Source organism: Dissulfurimicrobium sp. (assembly GCF_049968175.1).
GTDB classification, from domain to species: domain Bacteria; phylum Desulfobacterota; class Dissulfuribacteria; order Dissulfuribacterales; family Sh68; genus Dissulfurimicrobium; species Dissulfurimicrobium hydrothermale.
The window spans coordinates 1-18500 of sequence record NZ_JBMFRG010000014.1; the positions used below are offsets into that span (position 1 = coordinate 1).

Sequence of the window (18500 nt, forward strand, 5' to 3'; positions counted from 1 at the left end):
CTGGCAGATCGGTCGTGTGATTGGGTTCAAACTCGGCGATCAGGGGGTTATTGGCCGCATATGCAGTCTTCCCCTGGAGCATGAATGTTGGAGCAAAGCTGATGGTCGGTAGAAAGGCGGCAAAGGCGCGATCCTTGTCGATCAATGTCTGAAGGTAATCCTCACCGGCTATGGCCATCTGCTCGTTATGCGTATTGGCCAGTATCAGGGCGTTCTTTAACGTGAGGGGATCTTCGGTATGGTAGGGTAAGACTGATCCGGATCTTCCAGTATTAAGCACATGCCAATATATTTGCACATCGTGTGTTTGATTCACTGCGCATCTATTGAGAAAAAACAGCGCCAGGCCGGCCAATCCCCACTGCAGCGGTCTTAACACACCTTCTCCTTGACAGTAATTGCAGCCTTGACAAAATTCAGGATATGATCGATCAGTACCTCACGGTCGACTGTTTCAGTCCCTTCAAGCAGCACTGAGCGGATGAACCCGGGAATATACCGGGCGGTAAATTCCGGATGGGAATCGATAAAAATTCCCAGGGCAATGCCCTGGCGGATGATAGATTCGATCATGTCTTTTAGCTCTGTACGTTTAGCATCCCACTTGGCCCGGTCAATAGCTTTCCAGACAGGAATCGTACGTATCAGCTCGAACAGGTGGGGGTTTTGATAAGCAAAATTGACCATCTCACGAATCACCATCTCAAGATTTTCCGCTGGACTGTGAGTATCTTCATCTATCCGTTCGCGAAGCCGGTCTACCAGCCGAGAAAATCCGTTATAAAGCACTGAAATATAAAGGTCTTCTTTGCTATTGAAATAGATGTATAGTGTTCCCTTGCCTACTTCCGCCGCCTTAGCCACGTCGCTCAACAGCACCTTGTGGAAGGGTTGCGTGGCAAAAAGTCCGGCCGCCGCCGAAAGGATTTTAGCTCGTTTCCGTTCATCTATGACTTGCATATCTTTCTCACCCTTAACATCTAGCATCATTTGGTCAGATTGAAATTTGGCCTTACGCCTTCAGCCGCAAATCGATTTGCAATCGACTTGATCATCTTGATCATCCTTTCCGCTCCACCTCCGCCATGTGAATTGAAGATGATATTGGCGCATTCCTTTCATATCAGCCTCATTTGTTTCAATAAGATAGAACCAATACTGACCAACCAGTATTGATGGAAATATCGTTTTATTATATCCTCGTCAAGTTCTTTTCCTGCTCGAGTTCCTCAACGCCGGGTACATCCGGATTATATTGAGAGCTACATGAGACCTTTTATAGATCCAGCAGTCGCGATATAAATCACAATCAAGGCTCCGCCTGCTCAAGAATCTGTAGGCCAGCCGCAACCGATTGATAATGAAAAAGCGGAGGCGGCGCATTTCCTGTAGGCGAGCGTGGGATGTCGGTTTCAAATAGTTGAAACGTAAAGATTGTCACGATGTCAGTCAATATGGAGCGGAAAGGAAAAAATTAGGTAAAGGAAAACAATCCAACCTAAGAAGCATCGAGGTCGTCCGTTCATGGTCCAATAGGCCCAGAAGATCTTAGCGAGATTTGAAAGACTTGCTGAAGAAAGGCATGAAAAGATATGAGGCGTTGTTGCACAGGACTGGCGCCATAGTCGCGTTTAGAAAAATTGGGATCATTTACGATAAGCACTAAGTCGCCTGTTGCTGTATGTATGCCTTCACCGCGCCTATGTCTGCAGGAAGTAGCTTCAACCTGGTCGGCCTTTTTTCAATGTCTTCAAGCGAAGCAGGCCTCTTCGGCTCATGGCCGATTGCTTCTTTTACTGTCCTTGCGAATTTGGCTGGATGGGCCGTAGCTAGACACACGATACTGTGGCGCAGAAGGGCGGATGAAAGTCTTTTTGCTGCCGCTACGCCGACTGCCGTGTGAGGGTCCAGCACATAGCCTGTATTTCTGTATACGGCTCGTATGGTCTCAATGGTCTCGGGTTGGCTTATTGACGCCGAGGCAAAGTCTTCCCGCGCCATGGTCATTTCGTCAGGGTTGAAGACGATCTCGCCGGTCTTTTCAAACTGCTCCATCGCCCTCTTCACCCTTTGGGGGTCTTGCCCGAAGAGATAGTAGATATATCGCTCGAAATTGCTTGCGATCTGTATGTCCATGGAAGGGCTTACGGTCGGGATGACCCTTTGCGCGATCTTATAGCGGCCCTCCATGATAAAGCGTGTGAGGATGTTGTTTTCGTTGGTGGCGAGGATAAGCCGTTCGATGTGCGGCGAGATGAGACGCCTTGCCACGTATCCGGCGAAGATGTCTCCGAAGTTTCCGGTCGGGACAGAGAAATCAACCCGCTCTGCACCTTCTTTCTTTTTAATCCATAGAAATGAATAGACATAATATACCACCTGGGCGAGGATCCTAGCCCAGTTTATGGAGTTGACAGCCCCAAGCTTGTATTGGGACTTGAAAGGGATGTCGTTGAAGATGTTTTTTACTATCGCCTGGCAGTCGTCAAAGGTCCCATTTATCGCTATATTGAATACGTTTTTATCAGGTACGGTCGTCATCTGAAGGGCTTGGATGGGGCTTACCCTGCCATGGGGGTGCAGGATAAAGATGTTGATGTTTTCTTTACCCTTGACCCCATATATGGCGGCGCTGCCCGTGTCGCCTGATGTTGCACCTAATATGTTCATCTTCTCGTTGCGTTCCTTCAATAGGTATGAGAAGAGGTTTCCGAGGAACTGCAGGGCAATGTCCTTAAAGGCGAGGGTCGGGCCGTGGAAGAGCTCAAGTATGTGCAAGTCGCCTACTTTGACAAGGGGTGTGACCTCCGGCGTGTCAAAATTTTTGTAGGCATTGTCTATCATGGCCTTCAGGTCTTTAGAGGTGATATCGTCTATAAAGAGCGACATGACCTCATAGGCAAGCTCATGGTAGTCGAGTCCTTCCCATTTTTCTATAATCTCTGGTCCAGCCGTAGGGAGTTGTTCAGGCAGGATGAGGCCGCCATCTGTCGCAAGGCCCATCATCACGGAGTCTTTAAAGGATATTGGCTCGATTCCGCCCCTCGTGCTTATGTATTTCATTTATTTTTTTGTTGTCTCCCTGATGGCTTATTCGTGCTCGTGATGATGGTGGTGGTGACGTCCTATTTCATGGCCTGATATAGGGCCTCCGGCGAGATTCATTGCGGTTTTAAGATGTTTTGTTACATCTCCTGAGGAGAACGCAGCCTTCTTGAGGGCAGCAGCTGCATCGGGCATGCCCGCCTCCTCGAGTACGGATGTCCATCGCAGAAATTCCCTGGCATGTTCTTCATTGTGTTCTATAAGATGCGGCAAGAGTATGCGCAATTTTTCAATTTCGGTCATTTTCGATCCCCATCTACTTTATTTTTTGGTCAGATTTAAATTTTTTGTGATCTCTGTCCGGATGATTCAAGAATAACCTTGTGTTTCAGGAGGTCTATCTTTGATATCTTTGCACTTATAATACGGGGCGGCTCGAAAAGACCCTGCACCTTCACACCTTCGGGGCAAGGCTCAACCAGTATCACGTCCCGCATGATCTCCTCTTCCTTCCCATCCTTCAACAGGTATACGCTGGATTGACACATATGTTCACCTTTTTGCTTGACTTGAGATTAAAGTCATTATAAACGAAAGTTAATAAATAAACCAGATAGCGGGAGGAGCCGATGAGCAAGATTGTAGAGATAGAATCGATGGAGATATTGGATTCCAGGGGGAATCCCACCATTCGCACATATGTCGCTCTTGAGGACGGGAGTCTTGGGATCGCCTCTGTCCCGTCTGGGGCGTCCACCGGTGAGAATGAGGCACTTGAGCTCAGGGATCAAGATCAGTCGAGATATGGGGGCAAGGGTGTCTTAAAGGCGGTGGAGAATGTAGAAGATGTCATAGCTTTAGCGCTCCAAGGTCTGGATGCCACGATACAACAGGAAATCGATCAGGTCTTGATAGATTTGGACGGGACGTCCAATAAAAGCAGGCTCGGGGCAAACGCCATCCTCTCAGTCTCGATGGCGGTTGCCAGGGCGGCAGCTCAGAGCGTAGGTCTGCCGCTCTATGCCTATCTTGGAGGGGCCTGTTCAAACCGCATTCCAGTTCCTATGTTGAATGTCTTAAACGGTGGCAAACATGCCGATTGTAGTGTGGACTTCCAGGAATTCATGATCGTGCCTATCGGTGCCCCCACGTTTAGAGAGGCGCTAAGATACAGTGCCGAGACCTTTTATGCATTAAAGACCATTTTAAAGAATAAGGGCTATGCCACATCCGTGGGGGATGAAGGTGGTTTTGCACCCAATCTTAAGAGTAACGAGGAGCCGTGCGAGCTCATCGTGGCAGCCATAGAAAGGGCTGGTTATAGGCCGGGAGAAGACATAGCTATAGCGCTTGATCCTGCAGCCAGTTCATTCTTTAGAGATGGAAAGTACGTCCTTGCTCGTTCAGGCGGCGGCGAAAAGACGAGCGCTGAGATGGTCGAGCTCTATAAAGAATGGGTGAGAAAGTATCCGATTATTTCCATAGAAGACGGCCTCGCAGAAGATGATTGGGACGGTTTTGCCCTTATGACAAGGGAGCTCGGCCAAGAGATCCAGATAGTCGGGGACGATATATTCGTCACAAACACCGAGTTTATAGCCAGGGGCGTAAAGGAGAGGGCTGCTAACGCCGCGTTGATAAAGCTGAATCAGATCGGCACGGTCAGCGAGACTGTAGATGCCATTCGTATGTGCAGGGCGGCAGGTTGGGATTTTGTGGTCTCCCATAGATCAGGCGAGACGGAAGACGACTTCATAGCTGATTTTACTGTGGCGATGGACGGCTGTCAGATAAAGGCAGGTTCCATAAGTAGGAGCGAGCGCATAGCCAAGTACAATAGGCTCTTGGAGATCGAGGCGGAATTGGGGCCTGCAGCCTTGTTTGACAGCCCGTTCAGATCCTGAAAATGGATTACAATTGGAAACGGGTAGGGCAACAAGCAATCTCTGTCCATAAAAATAAAAGCCCCCTTTTTCTCAGATTATTTGAAAAGCGGTAGCTCATGGGTGTCTTCCATATCTGACAGTTCAGCGAGGGACGGGAGGTCCGAGATGTCTTTCAGGTCGAATACCTCAAGAAAACGCTTTGTGGTACGGTAGATAAGGGGGCGTCCAGGGACCTCTTTCCTTCCGGCCGTCTTTATGAGTTTTCTGTCGAGCAGTATCCTTAAAGGTCCACTCGAATCTACGCCTCTCAGATGTTCTATCTCAGCGCGTGTTACGGGTTGTTTGTAGGCGATTATGGAGAGGGTCTCAAGTGAAGAGCGGCCGAGTTTGGCCGGAGTCGATTCTTTGAGCCGCAATATCCATTCCCTGACCTTGCTTTTTGACTGCAGCCGCCAGCCGCCAGCTACCTCTCTTATCTCGAGGCCGTGACACTGGTCGTCATATTCTCTTTGAAGTAGCTTTAACGCAATGAGTATGTCATCTTTGCTGAATTCAGGTAGCAGGCCTGTTAGTTCTTTAAGACCAAGCGGTTTTGTAGCGACCAGCAAGAGTCCTTCGAGGATTGCCTTTATCTCAGGCCGTCCAACTCCAATGGCCGTCGACTCCATCGCCTTTATTTTGATAGATGTTTTTTAATGGAAGACTTGAGTTCGGTCAGATTGAATGACTTTACTATATAATCGTCCGAGGCCCAAGAGGCCAGATCTTGTTTGTATTCAGGGTATGCCGAACTCAATATTACTGGGGTTGCCGGCCTCTTTTGCTTCATTTGGCGGAGTACCTCTATTCCATCCATCCCCGGCATGTTGATGTCCAGGACGACCAAGTCAGGCCTATAGCTGTCAAAATATCTAAGCGCATCGTCTCCGTTCATTGCTGATTGGATTTCGTAACCTTCTTCTTCTAGTTCCTCTTTGTACAGGAGATGTATGCTTTCTTCATCGTCTACTATCAGTATCTTTTTTTTCTCATCCGCCATAATGCACCTCTATAGAATTTTGGCTTGTCCATATATTTTCTAGGCTATTTCCGAGATCTGTTATTTACCTGACAAAGCCTATGCCGGCCATCTTTATATCCTGATTTCCCTTAGGAACTTGGCTGACTCCTCAGGCGGCGTGGGATTGATATAAAATCCGGTGCCCCATTCAAACCCTGCTACCATTGTGAGTTTAGGCATAATTTCTATGTGCCAGTGATAGTAGTCCATCGAGAGGTTTTTGAGAGGGGCTGTATGCAACATATAATTATAAGGTACCTTGGGCAATGCCTTGTCAAGACGGCGCATTGTTTCAAGAAATATCCTCGCGAGGGAGTCGAACATACCGTCATCCATGGAGACATATGAAGAATAATGCCTCTTAGGCAGGAGCCACATCTCGAACGGCGCCCTTGGTGCAAACGGAGCGATGGTCAAGAAGTCTTTGTTTTCACATACAACACGGGTGTTCCCAGCTAATTCCTGATGTATTATGTCGCAGAATACGCAGCGTTCTTTGTATTCGTAATAACGCAAGGACCCCATCACCTCTTCCTGGATGAGTTGCGGCACGATCGGAAGGGCGATCAATTGGGAGTGGGAGTGTTCGAGCGAGGCCCCTGCCGCCTTGCCAAAGTTTTTGAATATGATTATGTATTGAAACCTTATATCCCTTGCCAAATCGAGCATCCTGTCCCTGTAGGCGAAGAGTATTTGCTTGACCTGGAATTCGGACATCCGGGGTATGGTTTCGTCGTGGTTGGGGGTGTCTATGATGACCTCGTGGGCCCCTATTCCGTTCATCATGTCATAAATACCTTCGCCTTGTTTGTTCAAATCGCCTTCAATGATGAGGGCCGGAAATTTGTTGGGCACCACCCTCAAGGTCCAGCCGGGTGTGTTCGGGGCATAACCCTGTCTCCCATAGGCCAGGACCTCCGGTGGTGTGGTGTGTTCATTGCCGGGGCACAGCGGACAGAATCCTCCCTTTGTCTTTTCTTCTTCTATTACAAAGTCACTGGGGCGTTTGCCGCGTTCTTTGGCTATGATGACCCATCTGCCTATTATCGGATCTCTGCGCAGTTCTGGCATCTTTTTACTCCTTTTTATACCAGCCAGAGCCTTCGTTCAAAGTCTTTATCTGGCATCTTGATCGATAGATAGCCAGCCCTTGTCCATGTGTCCTGTACCAATCCATCTTGGATCGTTTTAATGTTAAGACTTAATTCCTCGCCTGCAATAAGGTCTAGGAAGACAAATGGTATCTCGAATTCGGCTATTTCTTCTATGGCGAACCTGATCCCTGATTCGTGAAGCGGGATCTCAAGGTCGTTCTTCTTGATTTGGCACCGCCATGTCGTTGTCCCGAGCTTATCCATCCCGACCTGGGCTGGATATGCCTCTATGGCGACCCTGTCTTTGGCTGTAGTAATTGATAGGCTTATGCCGAGACCAGCAGGCCATTCCAAGAAGTTTTTTTTGGCAGGGTCGAGTCGCAGAAAGAGCGAATTTATGTTGAATCCGTAAAATATCCTGTTTAGATTTGAGGCGCTCCTGTGCATCGAGCCGCCCTGTTCGGCAAGCGAGACTGAACCAGCCCCATTCCATTCCCAATAAAAACTTATCCTGCCATCTATTATGGGTGTTATGAACGCAACCGGTGTTGCGGCTGGCAGGATGGCCTTAGGCCGCCTCAGCGGGATCGAGAGATCAGCAGGGGCGGCGCGCCGAAGCGCCCTATAGGCCCCTTGTAGATGAAGCCTGAAGAGGCTGTCAAATTCATAGGCATAGCTGGTTGAAAATTTGTCGCCGTACCACCAGAACCAGTCGCTTCCCTCTGCCGCGAATATGGATTCCATTGCATTGGATATCTCATTTTCACCAAGGATGCCGGTCTTGATTGCATCCTCCACGGCAGTCCTTGCCTCTCCAAGGACCTCCCACGCCCTGTTTTCCTCCTCCCCCCCTATCCATATACCAAAGTCACCGTTTATCCAAGAGCCAGTATGGAGGCGTGTCAGGGTTTTGTTTGGCGGATATCGTTTGAGATAATCGCTTACCGTTACGAGCTCAAGATCGGGGTTGCAGATAATGCCGTCATAGAGTGCGCTGAGAAAACCCTCACCGCCGTCCATATAGTATTCCCATGGGTTTTCACCGTCAAGGATGACGGCCACGAAAGGCGGACGATCCGTTGTTGCAGAGAGCCTCCGTCTTATCTCGTTCAGTCTTGTAATAAAGTCGACCGCGGCTATTTCAGGGTCGTTTTCTTTATACACAAAGCCTATAAGGTCGGAGAGCTCATGGTGTCTGAAGATTATATCCATAGAGCTATCACCTATCTGCGCCTTGTAAGGCTGGAAGAGCGCATCGGGACCAGGGCTGTCGATGGATTTGTAGAGAATCGCCTCGTCTGTGGCCAACCATGAAAAACCGGCCTCGCTGGCGGCAGGGATAAGCTCAGGGGCCACTGAACCTTCGGAAGGCCAGAGGCCGCTTGGGGCCTTTTTGAATATTTTTTGACAGAAATCTTTACCTCTTTTAAGCTGGGCAGTGGCGTCCTGTGGATATGAAAAGCGGCGTGGGAGTCTGACGCCAGGCGCACATCTTTTTGCGTAATCGGTGTCCATGAGGAGAGGCAATATTGGGTGATAAAACGGGCTTGTTGTTATCTCGATCTGATCGTCGGTCCATCTTTCGGCGTAGGATTGGATAAGTTCCTTCATTATATCAAGCTGGGCATCCAGGAGCCGTGCCTTTTCTTCTTCGGTAAAGAGCCGTCCTTTCTGGAAAAGACCGTTTATAAAAGGGTCTTTTCTTGCCGCAAAACCCATCCATGTGAGATTGAACCAGACCTGGAGATCCAGCAGATCCTGCTCTGAAAAACGGTTTCTGGTCCACGAGGCATCTGAAGGGACGAAGTCCCTGCCTCTTAAGGCCAGTAGCTGCACATAGCGTTGGTATGGTTCAACCATAGTAGGCCAGTGGCAGCTGAAGAAATGGGTAAGTATGAATTCCTTTTCCGGGTTAGAGAGCTCCGAGGTCTTTTTGCGGCTGATCTCCAGAAACTCGTCAGTTTTGCCTTCGAGGTAAAGCCCGATCTGATAGAGAAGTGATGGGACGAAATTGAATGTAACCCTTGCCTCACGTCTCCCTTTCAGGCACGAAAGCATATCGTTGTATGCCTTGACAGAATGGAGACGTACCCACGGCATTGCAAAACGGCCGCTTACAGGGTCAAGATAAAGCGGTTGATGCATATGCCAGACAAGGGCGCAGTAGAGCTTCATACATTTAAAGGCCTCTAGCCTTTTCTTCCCGTTCCTCTTTGGATTTGCATTCTATACACAGTGTGGTTACCGGTCTAGCCTCAAGACGGCCGATGCTGATCTCCTCCCCGCACTTTTCGCATATTCCATAGGTGCCGTTGTCTATTTTCTCAAGGGCCTTTTGTATCTTTTTTATGAGTTTTCTCTCCCTATCTCTTATGCGTAATTCAAAATTGCGGTCTGATTCAACGGATGCCCTGTCGGTCGGGTCAGGAAAGTTTTCGTCCATACCGGTCATCTCATCGATAGTCCTGTCCGCCTCGCCCAGGAGCTCGTTCAGTTTTTGCTGAAGTATCTTGCGGAAATGTTCAAGTTGAGCCTTATCCACCAATGCCTCCTAATTTTATTATGATCATCTCTTCCAGGCGCCGCTCTTCCCGCCCGATTTGGATTCAAGACGTATTTCCCTTATGACTATACCTTTTTCTAAGGCCTTGCACATATCATAGATTGTAAGTGCAGCGACGGAAACTGAGGTCAGTGCCTCCATCTCCACCCCTGTGACGCCATTTGTCTTTACCTTAGCCTGTATTACTACTGAAGATTCAATTGGATCAAGGGTAAAATCGATCTCGATCGAACTAAGCGGCAGGGGGTGACAAAGGGGGATCAGCGCATCCACCTTCTTGGCGGCCATTATTCCTGCCACCCTAGCCACGGCCAAGACATCTCCTTTTGGTACGCCGTTTTCGGTAAGGGCATTGAATGCCTTTTCCCCCAGCATAACCCTACCGGAGGCCACGGCCTCCCGTTGCGTTGCGGTCTTGTGGCTCACATCGACCATGCAGGCCCGTCCCTTTTTGTCCAGATGTGAAAAGCCCGAATTGCTCAAATCGCCCCCTCCTTTTTACCTGCCATCTCATGGCCTTCAAACCTCTTGAAAAACCTCCTAAATATACCACCCTCATCCTTTTCTTTCTCCAGCGACGCGAATTCCCTGAGCAGTTCCTTCTGTCTTTCTGTGAGTCTTGTCGGGGTCAGAACCGCTACCTCGATGACCTGGTCTCCTGTTCCTAGACCCCTAAGGTCAGGGACGCCTAGCCCCTTGAGCCTTAATGTCTCCCCGGATTGGACGCCGGCCGGTATCTTGAGTTTGTGGGGACCATCCAAGGTGAGCACCTCGATCTCGTCTCCAAGGGCCGCCTGCGTCATGGAGATCTGTATCCGGCAGTGCAGGTCGTTTCCACGTCTCTCAAGGAATTCATGTGGTTCGACATGGAGTATAATGTATAGATCTCCCCTTGGGCCGCCTCTGACCCCAGCTTCGCCTTCTCCACGGAGCCTAAGTCTGGCGCCGTCGTCAGCCCCTGCCGGGATTCTTATCTTCACCCTGCGTTTCTCGCGGATCCTGCCCTGCCCACCGCATGCATTGCATGGGTTTGTTATAATAACGCCTCTGCCATGACAATTCGGGCAGGTGGTTGCAATCCTGAAGAAACCCTCAGCCCTTATAACCTGGCCCCTGCCGCCGCAGAGATGGCAGACCGTCGGCTGGGTACCTGGCCTGAGTCCGCTTCCCAGGCATTCTTGACAGGATTCAAGCCTTGTTATCTCTATTTCTTTATCTGCGCCCCTTGCCGCCTCTTCAAAAGAGATGGAGAGATCGTATCTCAGATCCGCCCCTTGTTCAGGCCTTAATCCAGATCCTTGATGGCGGCGACCGGTCGAGAAACCGAAGATATCCTCAAAGAGGTCGCTGAACGCGCTAAAGATGTCTTCCTGGCGGCTGAAACCGCTGAAACCCATTCCGGCCATGCCATCGTGTCCATGAAGGTCATACACCCTGCGTTTTTCCGGGTCTTGAAGTACCTCATAGGCCTCGGCGGCCTCTTTAAACCTCTCTTCAGCCTCCTTGTCGCCAGGATTTCTGTCGGGATGGTACTTAAGGGCCAGTTTCCTGTAGGCCTTTTTAATTTCTTCAGGAGAGGCGGTCCTCGAGACACCCAATATGTCGTAATAGTCCCTTTTCATGATCCTGTCCGGAGGTTCTTTTAATTATTGAGGCGTTTCGGACAGAAAGGCCTCTGGCTGAAAACTCTTGTAGGCCCTTTGTTCTTCTGCCTCGCGGCCAAGTTCGTCTAGATTTTCATAGGTCACCTTGCCGGCTGCTATTTCCCTAAGGGCGGTGACGATTTCCTTGTTTTTGCATTGCACGAGGGGTGCAGCACCCTTTCTGAGCTGTTTGACCCTCTCTACAGCGAGATATACAAGCGAGAACCGATCCCTTACCTTCTCAAGGCAGTCTTCAACTGTTATCCTGGCCATCTCAGCCCCCTTTTGTTTTTTGATCGCTTCATTATTTTTTAGATAGAATTCAAAAAAGATATATTATTATAATATCTGTCCGGCTTGGCGCAATCCCCAGCCTCTTTGGTCGTTGTCACGACATCTGACTTTAATAATTGTGCATGGGCATTGGGGCAGGACGTTTTATAACCGATGTCCTCTGCTGCTTGTAACCCAATCTTAATCTCTGAAATGAAGAGGGTATTATGTTATTTTTGAAGTAAAGATATTGATTTCTGTTCGAAGGTAATTTAAGTAATATATTTTAATTTTGCTGCTTTTTATAGTACCTTTATGGCAAAGGTGTCTGCTGCGAAGAAATTTCTGATGGCCCTGACCTGACAGGAGATAAGTTTTACTTTATCGCGTTCGCCCAGTGTGCGCCCGATCTTTAGTTTTGCGGTGGGTTTTTAGGGCGGCGTGGGAGGATGATATCTTCATGTCCGATATGTCTGATGAATTGTTGCAAGAAGAAGACCGCCTACTGATAGTAGATGATGATGAAGCGATCTTACGGCTTTTAAGGGATTTTTTGAGCGAAATCGGTCTTCCTTGCAGCCTGGCAAGGGACGGTCTCCAAGCTATAGTCTCGATGGAGCGGGTACCGGCAGCCGTTATAGTCACGGATCTATTGATGCCCAATATGAATGGTCTTGAGCTCACAAGCAAGGTTAAGGCAAGGTGGCCCGATACAGATATAATCGTTATGACCGGCTTTACAAAAGATTTTAGATATACAGACGTAATAAAGGCAGGAGCAAGCGACTTTATTCAGAAGCCGTTCAGTCTTGATGAATTCGAGGCCAAATTGTTGAGATTGATGAAGGAGAGGGCGTTAAGGCACAAGCTTGAGCAGCTCTCATTAAGAGACACCCTTACCGATTTGTATAACCGACGTTTCTTTGACCAAAGGCTTGAGGAGGAGGCTGAAAGGGCGGCTAGACAAGGTTATGGCCTTTATCTTGCGATTGTCGATATAGACAATTTCAAGGAATTGAATGATCAGAAAGGCCATGAGTTTGGCGACAAGGTTTTGATCTCTCTGGGGGAGGTGTTAAAAAGCTCCATTCGGAATTCCGTAGATACACCTTGCCGGATCGGCGGCGACGAATTTGCAGTTATACTGCCTCAAGTAGGTGCTAAAGAGGCGGAGATGATAGCTGAACGTATACGCAGGAACTATCTCAATTACAAAGATAGGGGCGAGACCACCCTAAGTGTCGGGGTGGCCGGGTTCAAAAAGACGTCGCAGAGGCTGAGAGACGATGTAACCAGCTTGATACACGAGGCCGATGAGGCCATGTATGTGGCTAAGAAGACTGGCGGCGACAAGGTGGTTGCTAAGGACGTTACAGGCGGTTCAAACTCGAAGCGTTCAAAGGCGGAGACTGTTGCAATTGCGAGCAAAATAAGTTCACCCCCCCCGATTAGCTATGACATAGGGGTTGCCGTTGCCATTTTGAGCTTTATATACTCTTCAAGTATCTTTTTATGATCAAAAGCAAGGTCGGTAGGGAAGTTGTTGAGAGGGAAGATCTCGGTTGATCTTGCATCGTCTCCAGCCTGTGGCTCACCTTGGGCCTCTGCTATGAATACCGTGCTGATTGTGTGCATTCGAGGATCCCGGTCTGGGTTTGAATAGACGCCTAGAAGGGTCTTGAGCCTTATTTTTAGGCCAGTCTCCTCAAGGGCCTCTCTTATTGCAGCCGCTTCCACGCATTCGCCGTAATCTACAAAGCCCCCAGGTATGGCCCAGCCAAAAGGCGGGTTCTTTCGTTCGATAAGGACTATCCCCCCCGCGGTCTCTATGATTATATCTACGGTCGGGATGGGGTTTGCGTGGATCTTTATCTTTTCTTGGCACCTTGGGCAGGTGATTTCTCGGAATGTGGACATCTTTATCTTCCAGTCTTCTTTTCGATATTAATTTAATTGACAGGACCTGTTATCCTGTTGTCAGGTAGGTTTTTTGCAGGATCTGGTATAATATTAATGAGGTGCAACAACCCTTTCAAGCTGTCATGCAGGTGACGCCTCTTTTTAGATGTTGGCTGAAAGGCATGAGGATGTTGCCTAATTCCCTGTGTATCAGGCCGTTTGTTGCCATTATCTCCTGCATGAAAGGTGAATAGACGCTGCCCCTGAAATCGGTTACCTTGCCGCCGGCCTCTTCCACGAGGAGTTTACCTGCGGCGGTATCCCATGGTTTCAGTTTTATCTCCCAAAAACCGTCGAATCTGCCACATGCCACATAGGCGAGGTCAAGGGCTGCCGCCCCGGCCCTCCTTACCCCCTGGACCTTTGTTACTACGGCCTTGAATGCGGCCATTACATCTGCAGCGTCTTCCTGGACATCATAAGGGAACCCGGTGGCCAAAAGGGCGTCTTCAATGGTAGGCGTATTTGAGACCTTGATTGGTCGGCCGTTGAGCCACGCCCCTTTGCCGAGGCTTGCCGAGAACGTCTCTTGTTGGACCGGACAGTGGATTATGCCCAGGATGACCTTGTCCCCGCTGGCAAGGGCAATGGACACACCGAACCATGGAAAGGCATGGGCGAAATTGGTGGTCCCATCCAGCGGATCGACTATCCAAAAGAAGTCGTCTTTTGAGGCTGAACGATACTCGGGGTTTGTCTCCTCAGAAAGGACCGGGATGCCAGGGTGGGTTGATTTTAATACCTCAATTATGACCCTTTCCGATGCGACATCTGCTTCTGTGACAAGATCTATCCTGCCCTTGTGTCGTATATCCTTGATGCGGCCGAATAGGGATTTAAGGACCTTTCCCGCCTTCAATGCAGCCTGTTCCGCCGTTTTCAAGAGGGAATGGGCGGCATCAGGGTCTTCGTATATTAGAATCCCCTCTTTTTCGTTTGCCATAATTTTATCCTAATGGCTATTTTATTTTCCAATACAGAAACGGCTGAATATCTCGTCAAGTATCTCCTGCCCCATCTCTATTCCAAGCACCTCGTTCAGTTTTTTGAGGGCGTCGTTTAGGTCAATGGCTATCAGCTCTTCCGGGGCCCTGTCTTTAAGATTGCCGCACGCCCTTTGGATGGCGGCCGTCGCCTGTTCGATGGCGTTTTTTTGCCTGATGTTCGGGATAAAAACAGGTACGCCTTGGATGTTACTCGAGTCCTTGAGCAGTAGCCTTATGATTTCTCTTTTAAGCTCATGGAGTCCTTGTGCATCCGACGCCGAGGTTATCACAAGGCCTGCCTCAGTGTCCCTTGCTGCCAGCCTGGCGCTCACTGCCTCTTTGATCCGTTCCAGATCCGGTCGGCAGACGATATCGGCCTTGTTCAACGCTGCAATCAGGGGTCTACCAGTCGGCAATATGTCCATGAGCGCCATATCTTCTTCCGTAATGTCGCGGCTTGTATCAAAGACGGCGATTGTGAGATCGGCCCTCTTGATCTCCTCCAAAGAAAGCCCCATGCCTATAGCCTCAATAGGATCGCGGCTGTCTTTATTTATGCCGGCCGTATCGACTAGCGTCACGGATACGCCCTCTAGCTCTAGGGTCTCTTCGATCGTGTCTCTAGTGGTGCCAGGAATCGGGCTTACTATGACCCGACATGAGCCGAGCATGGCGTTGAAGAGGCTCGATTTGCCGACATTGGGCCTGCCGACAAGGGCGATCCTTGCACCTTCCCGTAGGATCCGACTATGGCTGTAGGCATCCAGGAGGCTGCTGAGCGGTGAAATGGCCTGTTCCATGAGATTCGTCAGCATAGTGTTGGCGTCAAAGGGTCTGATTTCATCTTCAGGGAAGTCGATCACAGCCTCTATATGAGCGAGCGTCTGGATTATTATCTGTCTGACCGCCTCTATCCGGCTGGTCAACGCCCCTTCGAGCGCGGCTGCAGCAAGGCTGCGTTCTTTTTCGGTCTTTGCTTGGACGATTTCCAGGACCGCCTCCGCCTGGGAAAGGTCAATCCTGCCGTTTAGATAGGCCCTTTTTGTAAACTCCCCTGGTTCCGCAATCCTGGCGCCAAGACCTGTTACCGCCTCCAGGAGATGTTTCGATACCGCCCGCCCCCCGTGGCAATGGAGTTCGACCGTATCTTCTCTCGTGTAGGTGTTGGGTGCCTTCATAAAGACAGCGAGTATTTCGTCTATTACTATGCCATCTCTCGGATCTATGGCGTGTCCGTAATAAAGGCGGTGGGATTCGATGGATGAACCGGCCCTTTTTGGTCTGAATATCTTGCGGAGTATATCCAGACTGGACGTTCCGCTTATTCTTATAATCCCTATCCCGCCTGTGCCAACAGGGGTTGCTATAGCTGCAATGGTATCTTCTTCTTTAAAGAGGTCATTCACTCTCTTTTTTGTGCTGCCGGGCGCTTATCCGGCCGTGCTGTTGATTTAGGCCTTTACTGGGACCGCGGGGGGTACGGTTTGTCGGTATGATTATCACCCTGCGCATATTACCACTCCCTGTACTGGTGGTGCGTACACCATCAGTGTCTTTCAACGTGAGGTGTATAAACCGTCTTTCAGCCGGGTTCATGGGGGGAAGGACAACTGTCCGGCCTGTCTTTTTGGCCTGTTCCGCCTTGGAACGGGCGAGCTTGACGAGGTATTCCTCCCTACTGGAGCGAAAGCCGTCTGCATCGATTGGAATGGCCGAGATGGCGCCATCTCGGCCCCCAAGTCGTTTTGCTGCGGCCCTGTTGACCAGATATTTGATGGCCTCGAGGGTCTTTCCTTCGCGGCCTATTACTATCGCCGTATCCTGGCCGGATATCTCTATCTTCGGGCCGGTCTTTTCATTTTTCAGCTCGACGTTACATTCAAGCCCCATTTTTTTTAAAAGTCCTTCGGTCATCTCTCTGACTGCATTGAGATAAGCGAGATCTGAAGTTGGTTCGGCATTGCTTGGGGCATTTGAAGGTGAAGACTCAACTAGAGGTTCGTCAGGTGATTTTAATGCATTATGTGCCTTCACGGCCTGGCGTTTAGGTGTGACCCTTATTTTTGCCTTTCTGCCCCCTAGGCCGAATATACCGGAAGAGCCTTTAGAGAGTATCTCTATATCGAGTTCGTCCGCAGGCAATGAAAAGTGTTTACAGGCTAATTCAGTGGCCTGTTCGACGGTCTTACCTTCAAATTCCATTGATGCTGCTGATACTGCTGAAACAATAGCGGTTGACATGGCGATATCCGGGTTTACTCAGTGAATTTATTTATATAGTATTGCTGCACTATGGAAAACAGGTTGTTTACAAGCCAGTAGAGTACGAGACCGGATGGAAAATTTATAAACATGAATGTGAAGACCACCGGCAGGATTTGCATCATCTTGGCCTGGGTGGGGTCAAGAGAACTGGGTGTCATCTTCTGTTGCAGATACATTGAGGCGCCCATGAAGAGCGTAAGGACCGGGATGCCGCCAAGGATAGGTATGACGACCCCTGGTATCATTAGACGGTCAGGCGCGGACAGATCTTTTATCCATAAGGCGAATGGGGCGTGTCTGAGTTCGATTGCCTGTAGAAGCACCTTGTAAAGGGCGAAAAATACCGGTATCTGCAGTAACATGGGCAGGCACCCGCTCATAGGATTGACTTTGTATGTTTTATAGAGCTGCATAAGTTCTCTGTTCAGGGCCTCTTTGTCGTTTGCATATTTTTCTTTCAACTTGGCGAGCTTCGGCTGCAGCTTTTGCATGGTCTTCATAGACTTGGCGCTCTTGTGCGCAAGTGGCCAGAAGGCGATCTTTATCAGCAGTGTGATGATTATGATGGCAATGCCGTAGTTATGAAAATAACTGTAGAGAAAGTTGAGAAGATACAGAAGGGGTTTTGCAATAGGTGTAAACCAGCCGAAATCTATCGAATCGGCCAGATGGTGGTCTAGTGCCTTCAATGTCTCTATCTCTTTCGGCCCGTAATAAAGCCCAAGCCTTACAGAATCTCCCGCCTCGTCTGACTTGAGGGGTAATGTAAGGCTGATGGCCGTAAGTCCGGATGCATCTTTTTTTTCAAAAGTGGCATTAGCACCGCCGTATTGGTCCAGCGGTATTATGGCAGCCAAAAAGTAGTTATCTTCATAGCCGATCCAGTCTATTGGCCCTGAATGATTCGATTTTTCCCCTGGCTTGCTGAGTTTTACCTCTGTCAAGGCGTCTTTTGCATAGTAGGCAGGCCCTGAGAATACATAACTTGTCTCCTTGGAAAAGGGCCTGTTGTACATAAATATGGTCACGGGCGCACCAGGTCGTCCTTTGACCTCTATGGAGAGGTCTACCCAGTAGCTCCCCTGGTGGAATGTATAGGTTTTTAAAACAGAAGATCCATTAGGCAGTCTGTACGAGAAGCTCAAGCTCCCCTCCTTTTTGGAGTCGGTCAAGACGAGCCCAGGTTTGTCGGCATCGAACGTCTGATCCAAAAGATCGACGGGCGGTGACGTTCCAAGCTCGATACCCAAAGGAAGGTCGGGTTGCGACGTGTTTATAAGGTTCACGGGCGGCGAATCCGGCTTCATATTTGTAGAATAGCGTTTCAGGAGGCATTCTTTAAGGACGGCGCCTCGTTCTGAAAATACCATCCGATAGAGATCTGTCTCGACAGTGATGTCCCTTGCTATCCTCTGAGACACCTTGGGAATGAGGCCGGCCGGTGGTTGTTGGATGGCCGTGCCGTTCGGTCTCTGCATTTGCGCCGTCTGTCCTTCCAGTGAGCCAGCATTTTTTGTCTGAGCAGTTGGAGGCATGCCGGATCGGTTTGGGGCCTGTTCGACAGGATGGCCCGGCAGATTGCCTGAGAGATACTGAAAGCCTATCAATACGAGCATTGATAAGATTATCGCTAAGAGTGAACGGAATTCCATGTCTATTTTCCTGAGCCTTTAAAAGATTTTAAAGCCTTTCATGACAAATGGAATATGGTCTGGATGAAGGATCC

The 18500-nt window shown here is 49.3% G+C and carries 20 protein-coding genes; 2 read left to right on the forward strand and 18 right to left on the reverse strand.

Going from position 1 to position 18500, the window contains the following annotated elements:
* The 5 genes from ACP5SG_RS02845 to ACP5SG_RS02865 form a co-directional block, all read right to left on the reverse strand.
* Positions 1-379, reverse strand: a 379-nt coding sequence (locus tag ACP5SG_RS02845; RefSeq protein WP_428121805.1) for a hypothetical protein, incomplete at its 3' end; no start/stop codon positions are given.
* Positions 373-960, reverse strand: a complete 588-nt coding sequence (locus ACP5SG_RS02850; RefSeq protein WP_237889566.1) for a TetR/AcrR family transcriptional regulator — start codon at positions 958-960, stop codon at positions 373-375. The genes ACP5SG_RS02850 and ACP5SG_RS02845, both read right to left, overlap by 7 nt.
* A 702-nt stretch (positions 961-1662) precedes the next feature.
* Positions 1663-3063: a threonine synthase gene (thrC, locus tag ACP5SG_RS02855; protein ID WP_428121809.1), complete on the reverse strand. Its 1401-nt coding sequence runs from the start codon at positions 3061-3063 to the stop codon at positions 1663-1665.
* Positions 3064-3090: 27 nt separating this feature from the next.
* The gene (locus ACP5SG_RS02860) at positions 3091-3348 is read right to left on the reverse strand and encodes a hypothetical protein (RefSeq protein WP_237889570.1); all 258 of its coding nucleotides are present in this window, start codon (positions 3346-3348) and stop codon (positions 3091-3093) included.
* 35 nt (positions 3349-3383) lie between these two features.
* A complete protein-coding gene (locus ACP5SG_RS02865) occupies positions 3384-3593 on the reverse strand; it encodes a CooT family nickel-binding protein (RefSeq protein WP_237889577.1) in 210 nt (69 codons plus the stop codon).
* An 81-nt stretch (positions 3594-3674) separates the two neighbouring features.
* Here ACP5SG_RS02865 and eno point away from each other — a divergent pair, with 81 nt between their 5' ends.
* Positions 3675-4949 carry a phosphopyruvate hydratase gene (gene eno / locus ACP5SG_RS02870; protein ID WP_237889579.1) on the forward strand — a complete coding sequence of 425 codons (1275 nt, stop codon included), beginning with the start codon at positions 3675-3677 and terminating at the stop codon, positions 4947-4949.
* A 77-nt stretch (positions 4950-5026) separates the two neighbouring features.
* Here eno and scpB read toward each other — a convergent pair whose 3' ends face one another.
* The 8 genes from scpB to rpoZ all read right to left on the reverse strand — a co-directional run bounded on the left by scpB (position 5027) and on the right by rpoZ (position 11564).
* Positions 5027-5599 (reverse strand): SMC-Scp complex subunit ScpB, encoded by a 573-nt coding sequence (gene scpB, locus ACP5SG_RS02875; protein ID WP_237889586.1) that lies wholly within the window; start codon positions 5597-5599, stop codon positions 5027-5029.
* Between the two features lie 5 nt (positions 5600-5604).
* Positions 5605-5970: a response regulator gene (locus tag ACP5SG_RS02880; RefSeq protein WP_237889593.1), complete on the reverse strand. Its 366-nt coding sequence runs from the start codon at positions 5968-5970 to the stop codon at positions 5605-5607.
* Positions 5971-6063: 93 nt separating this feature from the next.
* Positions 6064-7062, reverse strand: coding sequence for a galactose-1-phosphate uridylyltransferase (galT, locus tag ACP5SG_RS02885; protein ID WP_237889595.1), 999 nt, complete (start codon positions 7060-7062; stop codon positions 6064-6066).
* Between the two features lie 14 nt (positions 7063-7076).
* On the reverse strand, positions 7077-9260 hold the full coding sequence (locus tag ACP5SG_RS02890; RefSeq protein WP_424661510.1) for a glycoside hydrolase family 57 protein: 2184 nt from the start codon (positions 9258-9260) through the stop codon (positions 7077-7079).
* Positions 9261-9264: 4 nt separating this feature from the next.
* Positions 9265-9627 carry an RNA polymerase-binding protein DksA gene (gene dksA, locus ACP5SG_RS02895; RefSeq protein ID WP_237889604.1) on the reverse strand — a complete coding sequence of 121 codons (363 nt, stop codon included), beginning with the start codon at positions 9625-9627 and terminating at the stop codon, positions 9265-9267.
* 24 nt (positions 9628-9651) lie between these two features.
* A complete protein-coding gene (moaC, locus tag ACP5SG_RS02900; RefSeq protein WP_330873331.1) occupies positions 9652-10131 on the reverse strand; it encodes a cyclic pyranopterin monophosphate synthase MoaC in 480 nt (159 codons plus the stop codon).
* Positions 10128-11270, reverse strand: a complete 1143-nt coding sequence (dnaJ, locus tag ACP5SG_RS02905; protein WP_237889606.1) for a molecular chaperone DnaJ — start codon at positions 11268-11270, stop codon at positions 10128-10130. The genes moaC and dnaJ overlap by 4 nt, the downstream gene beginning before the upstream one ends.
* A gap of 24 nt (positions 11271-11294) precedes the next feature.
* Complete coding sequence (gene rpoZ / locus ACP5SG_RS02910; protein WP_237889614.1) at positions 11295-11564, reverse strand: DNA-directed RNA polymerase subunit omega; 270 nt, start codon at positions 11562-11564, stop codon at positions 11295-11297.
* Between the two features lie 460 nt (positions 11565-12024).
* Between rpoZ and ACP5SG_RS02915 the strand changes: the two genes are divergently transcribed.
* Positions 12025-13080 (forward strand): GGDEF domain-containing response regulator, encoded by a 1056-nt coding sequence (locus tag ACP5SG_RS02915; protein ID WP_428121824.1) that lies wholly within the window; start codon positions 12025-12027, stop codon positions 13078-13080.
* Here ACP5SG_RS02915 and ACP5SG_RS02920 read toward each other — a convergent pair.
* The 5 genes from ACP5SG_RS02920 to yidC form a co-directional block, all read right to left on the reverse strand.
* Positions 13017-13481: an NUDIX domain-containing protein gene (locus ACP5SG_RS02920; RefSeq protein ID WP_237889624.1), complete on the reverse strand. Its 465-nt coding sequence runs from the start codon at positions 13479-13481 to the stop codon at positions 13017-13019. The genes ACP5SG_RS02915 and ACP5SG_RS02920 overlap by 64 nt on opposite strands.
* A gap of 115 nt (positions 13482-13596) precedes the next feature.
* Positions 13597-14466 (reverse strand): inositol monophosphatase family protein, encoded by an 870-nt coding sequence (locus ACP5SG_RS02925; protein ID WP_424661508.1) that lies wholly within the window; start codon positions 14464-14466, stop codon positions 13597-13599.
* Between the two features lie 21 nt (positions 14467-14487).
* Positions 14488-15915 (reverse strand): tRNA uridine-5-carboxymethylaminomethyl(34) synthesis GTPase MnmE, encoded by a 1428-nt coding sequence (gene mnmE / locus ACP5SG_RS02930; protein ID WP_237889633.1) that lies wholly within the window; start codon positions 15913-15915, stop codon positions 14488-14490.
* The gene (gene jag, locus ACP5SG_RS02935) at positions 15908-16750 is read right to left on the reverse strand and encodes an RNA-binding cell elongation regulator Jag/EloR (RefSeq protein ID WP_237889635.1); all 843 of its coding nucleotides are present in this window, start codon (positions 16748-16750) and stop codon (positions 15908-15910) included. The genes mnmE and jag overlap by 8 nt, the downstream gene beginning before the upstream one ends.
* Positions 16751-16764: 14 nt before the next feature.
* Positions 16765-18426 (reverse strand): membrane protein insertase YidC, encoded by a 1662-nt coding sequence (gene yidC / locus ACP5SG_RS02940; protein WP_237889637.1) that lies wholly within the window; start codon positions 18424-18426, stop codon positions 16765-16767.
* Positions 18427-18500: the final 74 nt, after the last annotated feature.